The organism is Serratia oryzae (assembly GCF_001976145.1).
Lineage (GTDB): Bacteria > Pseudomonadota > Gammaproteobacteria > Enterobacterales > Enterobacteriaceae > Chania > Chania oryzae.
This window is the reverse complement of sequence record NZ_MOXD01000001.1, coordinates 325,521-341,521: the sequence shown is the minus strand read 5'-3', so window position 1 is coordinate 341,521 and position 16,001 is coordinate 325,521. Positions and strand designations below refer to the sequence as shown.

17 protein-coding genes and 1 pseudogene are annotated in these 16,001 nt (G+C 54.7%); 7 read left to right on the top strand and 11 right to left on the bottom strand.

Annotated elements, in window-relative coordinates:
- The first annotated feature begins 113 nt into the window (after nt 1-113).
- From BMI79_RS01615 to bioD, 3 genes are all read left to right on the top strand, one after another.
- Nucleotides 114-1,013, top strand: coding sequence for a LysR family transcriptional regulator (locus tag BMI79_RS01615; RefSeq protein WP_076940085.1), 900 nt, complete (start codon nt 114-116; stop codon nt 1,011-1,013).
- 139 nt (nt 1,014-1,152) lie between these two features.
- Nucleotides 1,153-2,370 (top strand): sugar metabolism global transcriptional regulator Mlc, encoded by a 1,218-nt coding sequence (mlc, locus tag BMI79_RS01610; RefSeq protein WP_076940084.1) that lies wholly within the window; start codon nt 1,153-1,155, stop codon nt 2,368-2,370.
- 163 nt (nt 2,371-2,533) lie between these two features.
- The gene (gene bioD, locus BMI79_RS01605) at nt 2,534-3,214 is read left to right on the top strand and encodes a dethiobiotin synthase (protein WP_076940083.1); all 681 of its coding nucleotides are present in this window, start codon (nt 2,534-2,536) and stop codon (nt 3,212-3,214) included.
- Here bioD and clcB read toward each other — a convergent pair.
- The gene (gene clcB / locus BMI79_RS01600; protein WP_076940082.1) at nt 3,202-4,482 is read right to left on the bottom strand and encodes a voltage-gated ClC-type chloride channel ClcB; all 1,281 of its coding nucleotides are present in this window, start codon (nt 4,480-4,482) and stop codon (nt 3,202-3,204) included. The genes bioD and clcB overlap by 13 nt on opposite strands.
- Nucleotides 4,483-4,591: 109 nt before the next feature.
- Complete coding sequence (locus BMI79_RS01595; protein ID WP_425272339.1) at nt 4,592-5,962, bottom strand: cytochrome c peroxidase; 1,371 nt, start codon at nt 5,960-5,962, stop codon at nt 4,592-4,594.
- A 473-nt stretch (nt 5,963-6,435) separates the two neighbouring features.
- On the opposite strand from BMI79_RS01595, the gene BMI79_RS01590 reads away from it, so the two are divergent.
- Entirely contained in the window at nt 6,436-7,923 is a 1,488-nt protein-coding gene (locus tag BMI79_RS01590) for an MDR family MFS transporter (RefSeq protein ID WP_076940080.1), read from the top strand.
- 40 nt (nt 7,924-7,963) lie between these two features.
- Here BMI79_RS01590 and BMI79_RS01585 read toward each other — a convergent pair whose 3' ends face one another.
- Together BMI79_RS01585 and BMI79_RS01580 are read right to left on the bottom strand one after the other, a co-directional pair.
- Complete coding sequence (locus BMI79_RS01585; protein ID WP_076940381.1) at nt 7,964-8,272, bottom strand: DUF1161 domain-containing protein; 309 nt, start codon at nt 8,270-8,272, stop codon at nt 7,964-7,966.
- Nucleotides 8,273-8,351: 79 nt separating this feature from the next.
- Nucleotides 8,352-8,714 carry a DUF1283 family protein gene (locus BMI79_RS01580; RefSeq protein ID WP_076940079.1) on the bottom strand — a complete coding sequence of 121 codons (363 nt, stop codon included), beginning with the start codon at nt 8,712-8,714 and terminating at the stop codon, nt 8,352-8,354.
- Between the two features lie 136 nt (nt 8,715-8,850).
- On the opposite strand from BMI79_RS01580, the gene BMI79_RS01575 reads away from it, so the two are divergent.
- Entirely contained in the window at nt 8,851-9,177 is a 327-nt protein-coding gene (locus tag BMI79_RS01575; RefSeq protein ID WP_076940380.1) for a YnfA family protein, read from the top strand.
- A 39-nt stretch (nt 9,178-9,216) separates the two neighbouring features.
- Here BMI79_RS01575 and ydfG read toward each other — a convergent pair whose 3' ends face one another.
- The 5 genes and pseudogenes from ydfG to nudI all read right to left on the bottom strand — a co-directional run bounded on the left by ydfG (nt 9,217) and on the right by nudI (nt 13,027).
- On the bottom strand, nt 9,217-9,966 hold the full coding sequence (gene ydfG / locus BMI79_RS01570; protein WP_076940078.1) for a bifunctional NADP-dependent 3-hydroxy acid dehydrogenase/3-hydroxypropionate dehydrogenase YdfG: 750 nt from the start codon (nt 9,964-9,966) through the stop codon (nt 9,217-9,219).
- A 65-nt stretch (nt 9,967-10,031) separates the two neighbouring features.
- Nucleotides 10,032-10,556 carry a GNAT family N-acetyltransferase gene (locus BMI79_RS01565; protein WP_076940077.1) on the bottom strand — a complete coding sequence of 175 codons (525 nt, stop codon included), beginning with the start codon at nt 10,554-10,556 and terminating at the stop codon, nt 10,032-10,034.
- 172 nt (nt 10,557-10,728) lie between these two features.
- Nucleotides 10,729-10,866 (bottom strand): annotated as a pseudogene (locus tag BMI79_RS24465) (aldo/keto reductase); the annotation flags it as partial.
- Nucleotides 10,847-12,298 carry an MFS transporter gene (locus BMI79_RS01555; RefSeq protein ID WP_076940076.1) on the bottom strand — a complete coding sequence of 484 codons (1,452 nt, stop codon included), beginning with the start codon at nt 12,296-12,298 and terminating at the stop codon, nt 10,847-10,849. The gene BMI79_RS01555 and the pseudogene BMI79_RS24465, both read right to left, overlap by 20 nt.
- A 300-nt stretch (nt 12,299-12,598) precedes the next feature.
- The gene (gene nudI, locus BMI79_RS01550) at nt 12,599-13,027 is read right to left on the bottom strand and encodes a nucleoside triphosphatase NudI (protein ID WP_076940075.1); all 429 of its coding nucleotides are present in this window, start codon (nt 13,025-13,027) and stop codon (nt 12,599-12,601) included.
- A gap of 130 nt (nt 13,028-13,157) precedes the next feature.
- Between nudI and BMI79_RS01545 the strand changes: the two genes are divergently transcribed.
- Complete coding sequence (locus BMI79_RS01545) at nt 13,158-13,745, top strand: hypothetical protein (RefSeq protein ID WP_076940074.1); 588 nt, start codon at nt 13,158-13,160, stop codon at nt 13,743-13,745.
- A 47-nt stretch (nt 13,746-13,792) separates the two neighbouring features.
- Here BMI79_RS01545 and BMI79_RS01540 read toward each other — a convergent pair whose 3' ends face one another.
- Nucleotides 13,793-14,326, bottom strand: a complete 534-nt coding sequence (locus BMI79_RS01540; RefSeq protein ID WP_076940073.1) for an SRPBCC family protein — start codon at nt 14,324-14,326, stop codon at nt 13,793-13,795.
- Nucleotides 14,323-14,667, bottom strand: a complete 345-nt coding sequence (locus tag BMI79_RS01535; RefSeq protein ID WP_076940072.1) for an ArsR/SmtB family transcription factor — start codon at nt 14,665-14,667, stop codon at nt 14,323-14,325. Before BMI79_RS01535 ends, BMI79_RS01540 begins: the two co-directional genes overlap by 4 nt.
- Before the next feature lie 317 nt (nt 14,668-14,984).
- Between BMI79_RS01535 and BMI79_RS01530 the strand changes: the two genes are divergently transcribed.
- Nucleotides 14,985-15,944 carry a DMT family transporter gene (locus BMI79_RS01530; protein WP_076940379.1) on the top strand — a complete coding sequence of 320 codons (960 nt, stop codon included), beginning with the start codon at nt 14,985-14,987 and terminating at the stop codon, nt 15,942-15,944.
- Nucleotides 15,945-16,001: the final 57 nt, after the last annotated feature.

Sequence of the window (16,001 nt, the reverse complement as noted above, 5' to 3'; positions counted from 1 at the left end):
GCATTTCCTTACCGGGTTCGGAAGAATAAAAACACGTCTTGAGTCACAAAATGATAGGGAGAGGGCAGTTTTTTGTCTAATATATTAATCATTACAATTGAGACTTTTAAAATATGAATATTGAGCTCAGACACCTGCGTTATTTTGTCGCCGTCGCAGAAGAGCTGCACTTTGGCCGTGCGGCGGAACGCTTACGGATTTCTCAGCCACCGCTGAGCCAGCAGATCCAAGCGCTGGAAGAGATGGTCGGTGCACGTTTGCTGGCACGCAATAACCGCAACGTCGGGCTGACTCAGGCCGGGGAGATGTTTCTCAAAGAGGCTTATCAGGTACTCGATCAGGTTAACCGTGCGGCAGAGAAGGCCGCTCGCCTTGAGCGCGGTGAGATCGGCGAGTTGACCATCGGTTTTACCTCTTCCGCGCCCTTTATCAGCGTGGTATCACGCAGCCTGCGGGCATTTCGCCAGTTGTCGCCGAACGTGCATATCAAAATGCGCGAGGTCAATACCAAACAGCAGCTCGAACCCTTGCTGAATGGTGAACTGGATCTGGGCGTTATGCGCAACACTCGCTTACCGGATGCGCTCCAGCATCAACTGCTGTTGTGCGAACCCTTGTTGGCGGTGGTGCCGAACGGTCATCCACTTACCCAAATGGCCCCCGGTACGCTGCGTTTCGCCGATTTGGCGCAAGAGCCTTTCGTGTTCTTTTCCCGTGAGGTGGGTACGGCGCTGTACGATGAAATTCTGGCGCTGTTGGCCAATGCTGGCGTCTCTCCCTACATTACTCAGGAAGTGGGCGAGGCAATGACGATCATTGGCCTGGTGGCCGCCGGATTAGGGATTTCTATCCTACCGATGTCATTTGGCCGGGTGAAAATTGACGGCGTCACCTATCTCCCGTTGGCTGAACCGGATGCGATGACTGAAGTCTGGCTGGTTCATCACCGTAACCGCCCGCTGACCGTTGCCGCCCAAACCCTGATGGCGTTAATGCTGAACCTGCACAAATAAAACTCGCTTTGTGGCTAAATATCGGTGAATTTGTGCTGTTAATCACATAACGAATCAAATAGTTGACGCTGTATTCCAAAAGCCCCACCATAGCCTTTAGTCTTTATTTAGAAGCGCGAAAAATAGTAGGAGCAGGTTTGTGATTGCGGATGGGCAGCCTGGGCATATTGATCAGATCAAGCAAACCAATGCAGGGGCAGTGTACCGGCTGATTGATCAGTTGGGGCCGATTTCGCGCATCGAATTGTCAAAATGCGCACAGCTTGCGCCCGCCAGTATCACCAAGATCGTGCGTGAGTTACTCGAAGCGCACTTGGTGAAAGAAACTGAATATCAGGAAATCGGTAGCCGTGGCCGCCCGGCGGTCGGCCTGGTGTTGGATACCGAAGCCTGGCATTACCTCTCTGCCCGCATCAGCCGGGGAACCATTACGCTGGCGCTGCGCGATCTCAGCAGCAAAATGGTGGTTGAAGAACTGCTGCCGCTTGATGCTGAACATCCGGACCCTCTACTGCAACGCATCGTGGGCGAGATCGACCGCTTTTTTATCCGCCATCAAAGCAAGCTGGAGCGCTTAACGGCGATCGCTATCACCTTGCCGGGGATGATCGATACCGCGTCGGGCATTGTCCACCGGATGCCGTTCTATGATGTGCACGAGATGGCGCTGGGGCCGGCATTAGCCTCGCTCACCGGGTTGCCGGTCTATCTGCAGCATGATATTTGTGCCTGGACCATGGCCGAGGCTTTATACGGTGCTTCGCGCGGTAGCATGAATGTTATCCAGGTGGTGATCGATCATAACGTGGGGGCGGGAGTGATCACCAATGGCCGCGTTCTGCATGCCGGTAGCCGCAGCGTGGTGGAAATTGGCCATACTCAGGTGGATCCTTACGGCAAGCGCTGCTATTGCGGCAATCACGGCTGCCTGGAAACGGTCGCCAGCATCGAAAACATGCTGGAAATCGCCCAGCAACGTTTGGGGGGCTCAATGACCTCCATGCTGCATGGCGCTCCCTTGAGCGTCGAATCCCTGTGTGATGCTGCGCTGGCCGGCGATCAGCTAGCTAAAGACATCATTCTTGGCGTTGGGCACAGCGTTGGGCGCATTGTGGCGATCATGGTCAACCTGTTTAATCCGGAAAAGATCCTGGTAGGCTCACCGTTGAACCGCGCCGCCGAAATCCTCCACCCGGCGATTGCTGCTTGCATCCGCCAGCAATCTTTACCCGCTTACAGTGAGCATGTGCAGGTTGAATCCACTCAGTTTTTCAATCAGGGCACCATGCCGGGTGCGGCCTTGGTCAAAGAAGCGTTATATAACGGCTCGTTGCTGGTAAAACTGTTACAGGGCTAATGTAAAACTCTTCTATCAGAGTTTCTTAATGTTTACCGCCAAAATATTGAGCTACCTCAAGCTCCTTCTGGTTTGCATCCCCTAGACTTTTCACTGTCAGGCTACTCGCGCTGCGATTGGTGGCGATCTTTTAGTTAACGGAGCATTTCAGGGCAATCTATTCATGTTAAAGCGTTTATTTGTTACAGGCACGGATACCGACGTAGGTAAAACCGTGGTTTCCCGCGGATTACTGCAGGCATTTGCTGCACAGGGCCGCTCAGCGGCAGGGTATAAGCCCATTGCGGCGCGTTGCCAGGAAACCAGCGAAGGCATTCGAAATAAAGACGCTTTGGTTCTGCAGGCTTCGTCCTCTATGCCTTTGTCTTATGAAGAAATTAACCCGATCACCTGTCTGGATGAGGTCTTTCACGCTCATGCTACGCAGGATATTGACTACGGCGTGATGAGCCGTGGGTTGCAGCATCTTGCCACCAAGGCCGACACCGTGGTGGTCGAGGGCAGCGGTGGCTGGCGCGTATTGATGAACGATCTGCGCCCTTATGCTGAATGGGTGGTGCAGGAACAATTGCCGGTGATCCTGGTGGTTGGCATCAAGCTGGGGTGTGTCAGCCATGCGTTGCTGACGGCCCAATCGATTCTTAACGATGGCTTACCATTGTTGGGATGGGTCGCCAACCGCATTAATCCCGGTTTAGCGCACTATGCTGAAACCATCGACGCACTGCAGCAACGCATTCCCGCACCGCTGCTGGGTGAGATCCCTTATCTGCCACGCGCCGAACAGCGCGAATTGGCGCAATATCTGGATATCACCAGCCTGATGGATCGTTACGCGTTGTGATAAACCGACCGCGGGCGTAACCCACGCGCGATGGTTGTAGCGATCACACAAGCCAGCAGCATTCCGGGGAGTAGGGTATATTCCCCGGTCATTTCAAATACCATCAACGCCGCCATGATCGGCGCATGAGTGGTTGCAGCCAACAGGGTTGCCATACCGGTCAGCGCCATCAGGATCGGCACTGCGCTTCCCAGTTCCGGCCAGAACGCACACAGTTGCCCCAGCAGCGAACCCAGCGCGGCTCCCACGAATAATGTCGGGGTAAATACGCCTCCAGGCGCACCAGAGCCACTGCTGGCCAGCACAGCCAGCAGCTTGCAGATCAGAATCGCGGCCAGCAGTAATAGGCCCGGCGGCGCGTTGAGCAAAGATTGCACCACGCTGTAACCGTTCCCCCAGACTTCAGGAAACAACAAAGAAAGCAGCCCAACGATCAACCCACCCAGCGCCAGTTGGAAGGGGGGAATGAGGTTCAGCGAGCGGAATGCGCGCCCGCTGGCGGCCATCGCCCACAGGAACAGCGGGCCAGAAACGCCCGCCAAGACGCCTAACAGCGCCATCAGCAGATATTGCACCGGCGAAGGGGGCAGTAGAGGAACGACAAGATACAACGGCGCTTGGCCACCGTTAAGCAGGTTGGTCATCAACAAGGCGCTGACGGCGGCAATCACCACCGGCCCGAGAGAGGCCAGCATCAGCGTACCGAACAAGATCTCGGCAATGAACAGGCTGCCCGCCAGCGGCGCATGATAGGCGCTGGCCATGCCGGCCGCTGCTGCGCAGGCCATCCACAGCTTCCATTCTCTGGCGTGGGTAAAACGTTGGGCAAAAACCGAGCCGACCAGCGTCGCCAACAGGATCATCGCCCCTTCGCGGCCAATTGCGCTACCGCTGGAGACCACCAGTAACGAGGCAAGGCTCTTGATGAGGCTGGCAGAAACATCCAGCCGCCCGTCACCGGTTTCTATTGCTTCCATATAATCGGTAGGGGCCGCAGAGGGCTGATGCCGATAGCGCTGAAAAATCCACAGCAACAATCCGGCCGCCAATCCCCCCAGCGCCGGGGTGAGCGCTCTGCGCCAAGTGGGGAGCGCCGCGGCGGCGGCTACCAGGCTACCGCTGTCGTGCCCCAACAGCAGCAACTCCAGCCCGAGCATGCTGCGGTGGAACAACCAGACGGCCAGCGCAGCCGAAATGCCCAAAAAGATGGCAATAGATAAGCGACGCAACAGGGCGCGGTAGTGGTGTAGATGGGCCCATCGTTTCATATTTCGGGAAATTGTGAGAAAAATGAAAGGTTCAGGTGGGCATTGTGCTGGCTTGCCCACCTGAAAACCAGTGAATATTTACGGGATCACTGGCGTAGTGGTGAAAGTATTAATTGGCCGGTGGTGTAGCAGGCTGATATTTACCGCTCATGCTTTCCAACAGAGCCACCAGATCGTTGACGTCGCTCTCCGGCAGGGTAACGCCGACCTGATATTTCAGCATGTCCTTCACCGCCTGATTCAGCGAAGTGACGCTGCCATCATGGAAGTAAGGCGCGGTCTGAGCGATATTACGCAGCGTTGGCGTTTTGAAGCGATTGCGGTCGGCTTCATTTTTAGTGACATTGTAACGCCCAAGGTCGGCATCGGTCGGATTCCCACGGGCGGCAAAGTAATCCGCTTTTACCCCCATGATTTCATAGGACTGGCCGCCAAGGTTAACCCCGGTATGGCAGGTGCCACATTTGTTCTGCTGGAACAATTGGTAGCCGTGCTTTTGTTGGGCGGTCAGGGCGCTTTCATCCCCTTTCAGATAACGATCAAACGGGCTGTTTGGCGTGATCAGCGTCTTTTCAAATTCGGCAATCGCATCGGTAATGTTGTCACCGGTAAAACCGTTGGCGTAAACCCGCTGGAAGTCTGCTTTCAACTGTGCGTCTTTTTCCAGCTTAGCGATAATATCGTTCCAGGAACCCGAGGCCATTTCGATCGGGTTCATCGGTGGGCCACCGGCCTGTGCCTGCAGATCGCTCGCGCGGCCATCCCAGAATTGTGCGATGTTGAAAACGGCATTGAATACCGTTGGTGCGTTGATCGGGCCTGACTGGTTGTTTACACCCAGTGAAGAGACACGGCCATCTACACCACCGGCACCCAGTTGGTGGCAATGCGCGCAGGAAATGCTGTTATCTTTCGACAGGCGTGGATCGTGGAACAAGCGGAAGCCCAACGCCACTTTTTGTGGATCGGTGGGCAGTGATTCTGGCAAAGGCCGCAACACGGCACCACGCAGCTCTGCCGGAGTATCCGGGCGAGCATAGTGCTGCTCACGCTGCTGGCGGATCCAGCTCAACAGCTCCTGCTGGTCAGCATCACTGATATTGCCGGACCAGTGCATCACTTTATACAGCGCCGGTGGCATAGTCTGGTTCTGTAACACGAACTCCAGTTTGGCGAGATCGGCCTCTGGCACAGCGGTTTTTTGCTGCAAAGCGGTGCGGGTAGCATCAAGGGTAAACTGCCTGCTGCCAGTACGAATATCATATTCCATCAACTGTTTGGCGATCGGCAGTTCGGCATAGAAGGGCAATTTGGCCGAAGCGGTATGACAATAGTCACATCCGTAACGGGTTAACAGAGCATCAATCCTGCTATCGGCAACGGCAGGGGCGCGTTGCTGATCGTAATGGTAGACATAGCCGACAAACCCCAAATAACCAACAACCGCTACAATGGCACATCCTAGGATAATTCTTTTAATCATGATCTCACTCCAATGAGTTTAGCTGCCAAGTTGCCCGACATCCGAGCTCGCTGATAAAAAAACGGGCTGCCGAGGTTGCCATGTCTCAAGGCGTTGCGACTTGACTGAAATCAAATTCTTCAATTGCCCTTAACTATCATTGAGATAGGTTTTAACGATGAGACAGGCGTGATGCAGCCTGTGGGTTCGTCTAGGAAATTACTTATAATTCAATATACTGTGCATAGCACTCTACCATGTTAACTCATTGTTGACGATCTGCCATAGCATATACCCCTTATTTTTATACTGTTTTTATCAGCGCTTAAAATGACTTATTGATTAATAATGGTTATTATTTTCTTTCGTTTAATTGTGTGACAACGTCACTTTAAATGGCAATGATGCTTTTCCGTGCTCGCAAAACAATCGGGTGGTTTTGATGAGGCACAACGGTATACTCGGTGAGAAATAAAAGACCGGAATCACCGATGACAAATAACCTTTCACCTGCACCCGTAGCCCACCGGCCGCTGATTCTCATCGCCTGCATGCTGGCAATGTTTATGTCTGCCATCGAGGCCACCATCGTGGCTACGGCGATGCCGACGATAATTGGCGATCTTGGCGGTTTTTCGCTGTTGGGCTGGGTTTTTGCCGTCTACTTGATGACGCAGGCGATAACTATTCCGATATACGGTCGGCTGGCGGATCTGTATGGCCGCAAACGTATCTTCTTCTTTGGGGCTTCGCTGTTTCTGCTCGGCTCTGTGCTGTGCGGTTTTTCACCCAACATGTATTGGATGATTGGGTTTCGTCTGCTGCAAGGGCTAGGCGCAGGGGCGATTATGCCGATTGCCACCACCATCATCGGTGATATTTATACCGCTACCGAGCGCCCTAAAGTGATGGGGTATATTTCCAGCGTGTGGGGCGTTTCGGCGATTATTGGCCCATTGCTCGGCGCGTTCATTGTACAGCATCTGCCTTGGGCGCTGGTATTTTGGGTCAACCTGCCGATCGGCCTGCTGGCCATGTTTTTCCTGGGGCGTTATCTGCCCGCCAGGCAGCAAGTGCGTCAGCATGCGTTGGACCTGGCGGGGACCGCCTGGCTGACGCTTTTTGTCACCGCCTTATTACTGGCGCTGTTGCAGGCAGAAATGTTGGGTTGGTGGGTGGTGCCATTACTGGGTGTAGCGCTGGTCGCTTTGCTACTGCTGATCCGCCAGGAGCGCCGTGCTCCTGAGCCTTTATTTCCGCTCGCGTTGTGGCAGAACCGGGTGATTTTGGCCGGTAACATCGGCGGCGTGGTGATTGGTGCCGCCATGATGGGGATCAGTGCCTTTTTACCCACCTTTATCCAAGGGGTGAAAGGTGGAACGCCGCTGGAAGCGGGCACCACGCTGGCGCTGATGTCGATCGGTTGGCCGTTGGCCAGCACCTTAAGTGGCCGCTTGATGTTGTTGACCTCTTATCGTACTACCGCGCTGTTGGGGGCTTTGCTGCTGGTCAGCGGTGGGTTGATTCTGCTGTTGCTGCAACCTGCGGGGGGCTTGCTGTGGGGGCGTTTAGCGGCCTTTATGGTGGGCGCGGGGATGGGACTATGCAACACCACGTTTCTGGTTTCAGTACAGAATGCGGCACATTTCAGCATTCGCGGCATCGCCACCGCCTGTACCGTCTTTACCCGCATGATGGGATCGGCGATCGGTACCGCTATTTTAGGTGCGACGCTCAATATCAACTTGCAAATGCGTTTGCCAGAGACGGTCGATCCGGTGCAACAGCTGATGGACCCGGCGGCAAGAAATGCTATGTCGCCAGAAACCTTGGCCAGCCTGACGCAGCAGGTGGCAGCCTCGATGCACTGGGTGTTCCTGGTGTCGGCCCTGTTGTCTCTGTTTGCTTTGGCAGCGGCCATGCTGATCCCGGCGCGTCGTCGGCCACAGGGTGAAGGTGAAGAGGTGGAGCCGGTGTAAAAACAGAAAGGGCGCAGCCTGAAGGTGCGCCCTGCACAGATTATTGCGCCGTCTTGGTATCCTGAGAGGTTCCGGTCTGTGCTGCATCAGCGCCGTCATCACCGTTGTGCAGGCGAATGTAGACGATTTTTTGCGTGTCGAAGCCACAGTGGCCAACCACCAGCCCACCGGCCTGGCTAACCTGATCGTTAGGCACAATCTCCAGTTTGAAACCCGACTCGGGTACGCCGTTGTTGACGATCTTCTGTGCGATATCCGCTTTCACGGTTTCGCATGAAGAGACGGCGGCAAGGGCGGTTAATGGTGCGCTAACCAGCAGTAATGTCGTGAGTACCAATGCTTTTTTCATCATTCAACCCTTTTTTGAGAATGAATTTCCTTTGACAGGATAACAGCATTCCGCCGGATGGCTTAATCCCATTGTCCGCTTAACGATTAATCGGCCGACCCGTTTGGCGATCCAGACACTTGCGGGTGGTGGATTCCCAATAGGCATTGACGTTGTAGCTGTTGTTGCAGCTCTCTTCGTCATCAATGGCGCGATCGACCTTATCAAACTCTTTTTCAACGCGGGTATTCACCTTGCGGCGCAGGGAACGGGTATCATCCCACTGTTCCTTGCTTTGCTGCGCCTGTTGGCCGTTCGCCGCGCTATCACCGTTGACGGTGACACAGGTGCTGCCTTGGGTGCAGTTTGCTGCCAAGGCCGGAGCCTGCCAGCTCGCCGCCAATATCAACATCGCGACGGGTAGCATCCCGCACATCAGTCGCTGAATAGAGAGTGATTTCATTATTTCATCCTTATAAGTTAGCGTTGCGTCATTCGGCGACACCCGCTGTAACATTGGGCTAAATATATCATCGCGATCTTGCATTACACCAGCCTAGCGCGGTGTTCGTTTAATTTTTAGAGAGAATATGTCACTGATGTTAAAAACGACTTTGCTGTTTTTTGCGACCGCGCTTGCAGAAATTGTCGGTTGCTTTTTGCCGTATCTGTGGCTGAAAAAAGGTGCTTCTACCTGGCTGTTGTTACCTGCCGCAGCCAGCCTGATGCTGTTTGTCTGGTTGCTGACCCTGCACCCAGCCGCCAGCGGGCGCGTGTATGCCGCTTATGGGGGTGTCTATGTGGCAACGGCACTGCTGTGGTTGCGGGTGGTGGACGGTGTGAAACTGTCGGCGATGGACTGGCTGGGCGCGGGGGTGGCATTAGCCGGGATGCTGATCATCGTAGCCGGTTGGCGCACGGCGTAAACGGAAAGCGGCAGGGCGCGTTGGCCCTGCCAGTTGGGATCATGACTCGCGGTGGATGCTTAAACCGGCAAAGGACTGGCAGACTGGCATCATTTCCAGCGTGTTGATGTTAACGCGCGCAGGCAAGGTCGCTACCCAGAACACCGATTCGGCGACGTCTTCCGGCGTCAGGGCATTGGCACCGGCATAGGTTTTGTCTACCTTGCCATCATCGCCTTTAAAACGCACGTTAGAGAACTCGGTGCCACCCACCATGCCCGGTTCGATATCGGTGACGCGAATATGGGTGCCGTGTAAATCGGCGCGCAGGCCCAGGCTGAACTGCCGCACAAAGGCTTTGGTTGCACCGTACACGTTGCCACCGGCATAAGGCCAGTTGGCCGCGGTAGAACCGATGTTGATCACGTGGCCGACATTGCGCTCCACCATGGCAGGCAGCAGTGCACGAGTCATGTTCACCAGCCCTTTGGTATTGGTATCGATCATGGTTTCCCAATCGTCGGCATTGGCTTTGTGCGCAGGCTCCAGGCCCAGCGCCAGCCCGGCGTTATTGACCAGAACGTCGATCTGGCGCAGTTCGGCGGGTAATGCGGCGATCGCCTGCTGAATTGCCGCACGATTGCGAACATCCAAACGCACGATGTGTAGTGCTTCACCCAATTCTGCTTGCAACTCTTCCAGGCGCTCCATGCGGCGGCCAGTGGCAATCACCTGATGGCCTTCACGCACAAACTTGCGGGCAATGGCTGCACCAAAGCCGGATGTGGCACCCGTAACAAAAATGATCATCTTACTGTTCCTCAACTGTTTTTACCCTGCGTCCACTCTAGCGCGGCGCTATCGCCTCGGCAAATTTAACCGGCGATCGCCGGCAGGTGATAGACCACGCAGTCATATTTGATATTCTCGCGCCGGCCTTTGATTATGCCCCCCAGGGATTCGGCAATGCGACGGCTTGGGGTATTCTGTTCGGCAACCGGATAGATAAAGTATTGTGGGTGATAACGCGCGCTGGCCCAGGCGGCGATCGCCAGGGTGATTTCGCGGCCATAGCCTTGACCATGCAGGCTTTCTTTCACCCAGACACCCAGTTCCGGGGTGGGCGTACGCAGGCCGTGCACACCGCCCATGCCGACAAACTGCTTGCTGTCGCGCATGCGGGCCACAAAGATGGCTTCTTCGCCTTCACGGATCAACGGTAGCCAATTTTCCCAAACGCTGGCAAAAGCCGCGAGGGATTCCTCTGGTTCAAAATTCATAAAACGCGTCAGCGTCGGGGTTATCGCCTGGTAGACATCACCTGCATCTGCGGCGGTAAAAGGGGCAATCAACAACCGATCGGTGTTCACTCGGCACTGAGAAAGGTCACTGTGATTCATTATTATTACCTCGCTTTTCAGGCCCAAAACGGCAAAAACCCGCCCCCGAAAAAGCAGGGCGGATCGTTGATAATACGTTGATTGGCGTCAGATGCGACTTATTTTTGCTGCAGGCGGGCGGCGAGCAATAGCCGATCGCCAGCGAAGTCACCGTCGGGCGGGCCAGTAGCCAGGCCTGAGCGAGAATCTCTTCGGATTTGCCAGCAGAGTAGACATCGGCAGTATCGAACAGGTTGATCCCCGCATCCAGGCACATAACAAGCTGGTCGTGGGTTTGGTTAACATCGGTGTCACCGGTTTTGGCGTGCCTTGGTTGCCATTGTTTTTTCAGAAATTGCCGGGTGGGATTTTTTCTGGCGGATGACATTCCCCGCTTCGCCACCCAACGTAAAGCTATCCAGCACCGCCAGCAAGGCGATGACGCCGATCGCCACAAAAGCCAGATGAAAATCGGCGAGCGTTACGCCGCCGTCTGGGCGTGGCATCAGCATTTCCGCTAAACGCAGCGCCAACGCACCGATGGCAATGCCAAGACCGCTGCCCATCTGTTGCGCCATATTGAATAGCGTATTGGCTCCGTTCATACGCGGCTGCGGCACTTCGGAAAATGCCAGCGTATTCAGGGCGGTAAACTGCATTGAGCGCGTTAGCCCGCTAACAAACAGCAGCGCCACAATCAGCCAGGTTGGCGTTTGCGGCGTGAGCAGGGCGCAGGCGAAAATGGTGGCGGCATTCAATAGGCCGTTAACCACCAACGTGGTACGAAAGCGAAAGCGGTAAAGAATGGCGGAAGTAAAAGGCTTCATCAGCAAGTTACCGGCAAACACCGCCAGCACCAGCAGCCCGGCATCGAAAGCGTTTAACCCGAAGCCAATCTGGAACAGCAGCGGCAGCAGGAAAGGCACGGCACCGATAGCCATGCGGAACAGCGTGCCACCCCCTATTGTGACGGCGTAACTTTTTATCTGCAATGCCCACAGATCGACCAGCGGATAGGCAAAACGTTTGGCATGACGCACTGCCAACGCCGCCAATGCCAGGCTGCCAGCCAGGCACAAGGTGGGCACCAGCCAGGAAAGCTGCGTGCTGTTGACCCGATCCAGCCCAAACATCAAACCAAAACAGGCCACCCCGGTCAGCACAAACCCCAGTCCGTCGAACGGCACTCCTTTTTGTGCTGCTTCAGGCGGGATCAAACGCCAGGCAAAGAATAGCGCGATGATCCCTAAGGGAAGGTTGAGGATAAAAATCCAGTGCCAAGAGGCATAGGTGGTGATGAATCCGCCGATCGGCGGCCCGAGGACCGGTGCGGCTAACCCTGGCCAGGTGATCGTGGCAATAGCCTTAATCAGGTCGGCTTTAGCGGTGTTACGTAAAACCACCAGGCGGCCGACCGGCACCATCAGCGCACCGGCAAACCCTTGCAAGATGCGAGCTGCGGTAAAAAACGGCAGGCTGGTACTCAGCGCGCACAATATTGAAGCCAGAGTAAAGAGTACCAACGCCGCGGCGAAGATATTGCGTGCGCCAAAGCGGTTGGCGATCCAACCACTGGCAGGAATAAACACCGTCAGGGTCAGGATATAGGCAGACACACCGATGCTCATATCCACCGGTTGTACACCAAAGGACGCCGCCATTTGCGGCATGGCGGTGACGATCACCGTGCCATCAAGGTTTTCCATAAAGAACGCCCCAGCGACCAACAACGGCAGCGCACTGGCACGGAAAAAACCACTCATAGGTGGCTCCTGGCGGAGCACAACAACGGCGCAGACATAATAGAAATCCCGTTTCAGTAATCTTGGCCTCAGCAGAGTTTTTGAGCATAGCGCATCAGGGGAGGTTAAAAAGTGATGAAATCAGTGATTATTAGCGGGCACGGCAAATTCAGGCGGATAGTGCCGAGACGGCAGCGCTGCAAAAAGATCGCATCGCGCTGAACGCGGTGCCACCGCGTTATCGTTCCAGCTTTTTCCAACATATTTGGGGTATTCGGTGAGCCTCTGTTATCAGAGGCTCGCTTATCCACCGTTGCCCCTTTAATCCAGTAAGCCCCGCTGTTGCAGCGTGTACTTGGTGGCTTCATTCAGATCGTAACGGGCAAGATCCTCTTTCTTCACCCAAGCGTAATCGGCAAACTCATCGTTGATGGTGATCTCGCGATTGGCGGCGTGGCAGTCAAAAATCAGGTAAACCATGTAGATCTGCTCTTTGCTGCCGTCTTCATAGGTTTTTATCCGCACGTCGTCGCGAAAGGTCCAGGGCTGAATGCGATCCAGCACCAAGGCGGCGCCCAGTTCTTCACGCACCTCGCGGCGCAACGCTTCTTCGATGGTTTCTCCCGGCTCCATACCACCGCCAGACAGTGCCCACTGGCCGGGAAAGACGCCTTTATGTGCGGCCATTTTGCATAATAGATAAGCGTTGTCGTTCTCAATTAACGGGCAAACAATAATACGTTGGCGCATAGCGGCTCCATTTCCAAGCGTGATACAAGAAGGCTTACTGCAAAGTTTCAGCGCATTATAGCCTTTCGTTGGTGTGGTTTATTGTGGTAACGGATTAAAATATGGGGAAGATAACAATGAGAGGGATGTTATGAATTACCAAGTGGCACCTTTTTGGTTTTACTCGGGGAAAATAGTTTTGATGGTATTCCTCGCGATCGGTTTGGCACTGTTTGGCATCAATGCGTTAGTATTTTATTGCCTATTGGCGGGTTTGGTCATCCCTGTGGCAACCTCTATGCGGTTACATCAATTGGCACAAAAGGGCCTGGTGGTGATCCCAAAAGAACATTCGCAGTGGACGGTTTACGTACAGGGCATTCCCGTTCAGGAAACCCGTAGCGTATTAACGAATCCATGTTTTGCCTTTCAGGAGCATCTGCACGCCTTTTTCCTGCGCGCGTTCGTGGTTAAATTTATCATTCAAGCAGGCACAGGGCTGATGCTGATTTTTCAGCTTTGGCATCAGGCCAATTGGTGGATCTTGGGCTTGGGTGTGGTTGCTGCATTTGGGGTGCTGTTAAAGTGCGTTGACAGCGCTAAAACGCTTCTTTCTATTGTTCGTCACTCATGGGGAGTGGAAAAGGTCACTACCCAGAAAGAGAGCCTTTGGTATCGTGCAAGCTTCAACAGGCAAGGGCAACCAGTAGCGGCCCTGCAACGGTTGCTGGCATTTTAAGGGGAACTCAGGGATGAGAAAAACGCTCATCCCCAGGAGAGCGGCAATTACAGCTTTGCCCGATACTCATCTTCCATCTGGGTAAAAGTGGCCCAGAACGGGCGCGGAGGGCGCTCCTGCAGGCGATCGCGCAGGATATCCAGGTGAGTGTGCCAGCCACCGGCGACGTTGAGCATGGTATCGCGATTGGGCAGGCGGCGGTGGATCACCGTCAGCAGCACGTTATCGCCCTGTTCCACCAGCTCAAAGGTGACTTCGGAAGGGCGGCCTTCGCCCTGTTCTGCCCAGGTAAAACTCAGCAGCCGCGGGGGAAAAATACAGGTAATATGGCCAGTGTTGGTGACTTTACCGCCATATTGCTTATATTTGGCCGGTGGATTTTCATGTTCGCCAGCCAGCTCAGAATTACAGAACACCAATTCAACTGTGGCACCTTTCTGCAACGTCATTTCACCGGTGGCAAGCCAGGTGGCGCGTTTGTCCGATTCGGTCAGGTAGGCCCAGACTCGCTCAAGCGGGCCAGGCAACAGCCGTTGAATACGCAGCGTACCGGGTTCAATGATCATACCGTAATCGTTCATGGTTCACTCCTTGAGTCGGCGTGCCGCAACGCGAGCTCCAGTGCGTCCAACCGCTCATTCCAGAAATGTTCATAAGTTTGCAGCCAATACATGGCTTGCGCCATCGGCTCGGGATCAAGCTGGCAAATATGGTTTCTTCCTTGCACGGTTCGTTGCACCAGCCCAGCCTGCTCCAGCGCTTTAATATGCTTGGATGCACCCGCAAGCGACATCTCGAAAGGTGCTGCCAGTTCACCAATGCTATGTTCGCCTTCAGCCAGCGTATGCAGGATGGCGCGCCTTGTCGGATCGGCCAATGCATGAAAAATGGCGTCCAGTTGTGACGAGGATAATTTAACCATGCGGTTAAATATAGAACAGGGTCGGTAATCTTCAACCCTCTTATTGTGGCTTTTTTATTACCTTGTGACGTGGCGCAATAGGGGAATGATAAATCGATTCTTGTTATAAACTATCCTTTTCCTCTGGCTATCATTGTTTAACCTTTAATGATCCTGCGGCTGTTGCGCCAGCCTGAAGCACAGCAGTGTAGGTTTGATTTTAATGACATCACCTATTACCTGGAGCATGAAACCCACTTCCGACGTGCAGGACGTAGGGCATTGCTGCCGCTATGTTTGCGCTGATGGCGCATAACGGCATAGATAAGGACGTTATTATGTTTTTTGGCGTGTTGTTTGCCTTGTCTGCCGGGCTGATGTGGGGGCTGATTTTTGTCGGCCCGGTATTGGTGCCGGATTATCCGGCGGCCCTGCAATCAACCGGGCGCTATCTGGCCTTTGGTGCGATCGCGCTGCCCCTGGCGTGGCTCGATCGCCGCCGTTTACGGCAATTGCGGCCCAAGGATTGGCTGGAGGCGTTGAAACTGAGCGCCATCGGTAATCTGCTTTATTACCTGTGCCTGGCCAGCGCGATTCAGCGCACCGGCGCGCCGGTTTCGACCATGATAATTGGTACGTTACCGGTGGTGATTTCTGTCAGCGCCAATCTGTTGTACGGCCAGCACGATGGCCGGCTTTCCTGGCGTGCATTGACCCCGGCCCTGGTGCTGATTGTTACCGGGCTGCTGCTGGTCAATATTGCCGAACTGATGGGTAAGGAGGTGGCCGTGGATGCCTGGCGCTATCTCAGCGGATTGCTGCTGGCCTTATTGGCCGTGGCTTGCTGGACCTGGTTCCCGCTGCGCAATGCGCGTTGGTTGCGCGCAAATCGACATCAGCGGCCAATGACTTGGGCGACAGCGCAGGGGGTGGTAACGCTGCCGCTGGCATTGGTGGGGTATTTGCTGGTGTGCGGGCAGTTGGCACTGACGCAGCCGCAGTTTGCGTTGCCACTCGGCCCAAGGCCGGAAGTTTTTATACCGCTGATGATCATCATTGGCATTTTGTGTTCATGGATAGGTACGCTGTGCTGGAATGAGGCGAGCCAACGTTTGCCGACGGTGCTGCTCGGGCCGTTGATTGTGTTCGAGACTCTGGCCGGGCTGGCCTATACCTTTATGCTACGCCACAGTTGGCCACCGTTGTTGACGCTGTGCGGCATTGCTTGCCTGGTGATTGGGGTTATTTCCGCTATGTGTATCAAACCGGAGCCGATGGTGGTGGCGGTAAAAGAATAACGCCTTCCGGCATCGATGTGCGCCGAGATGCCGATATTGCGCTAGCGTTCGATGGTA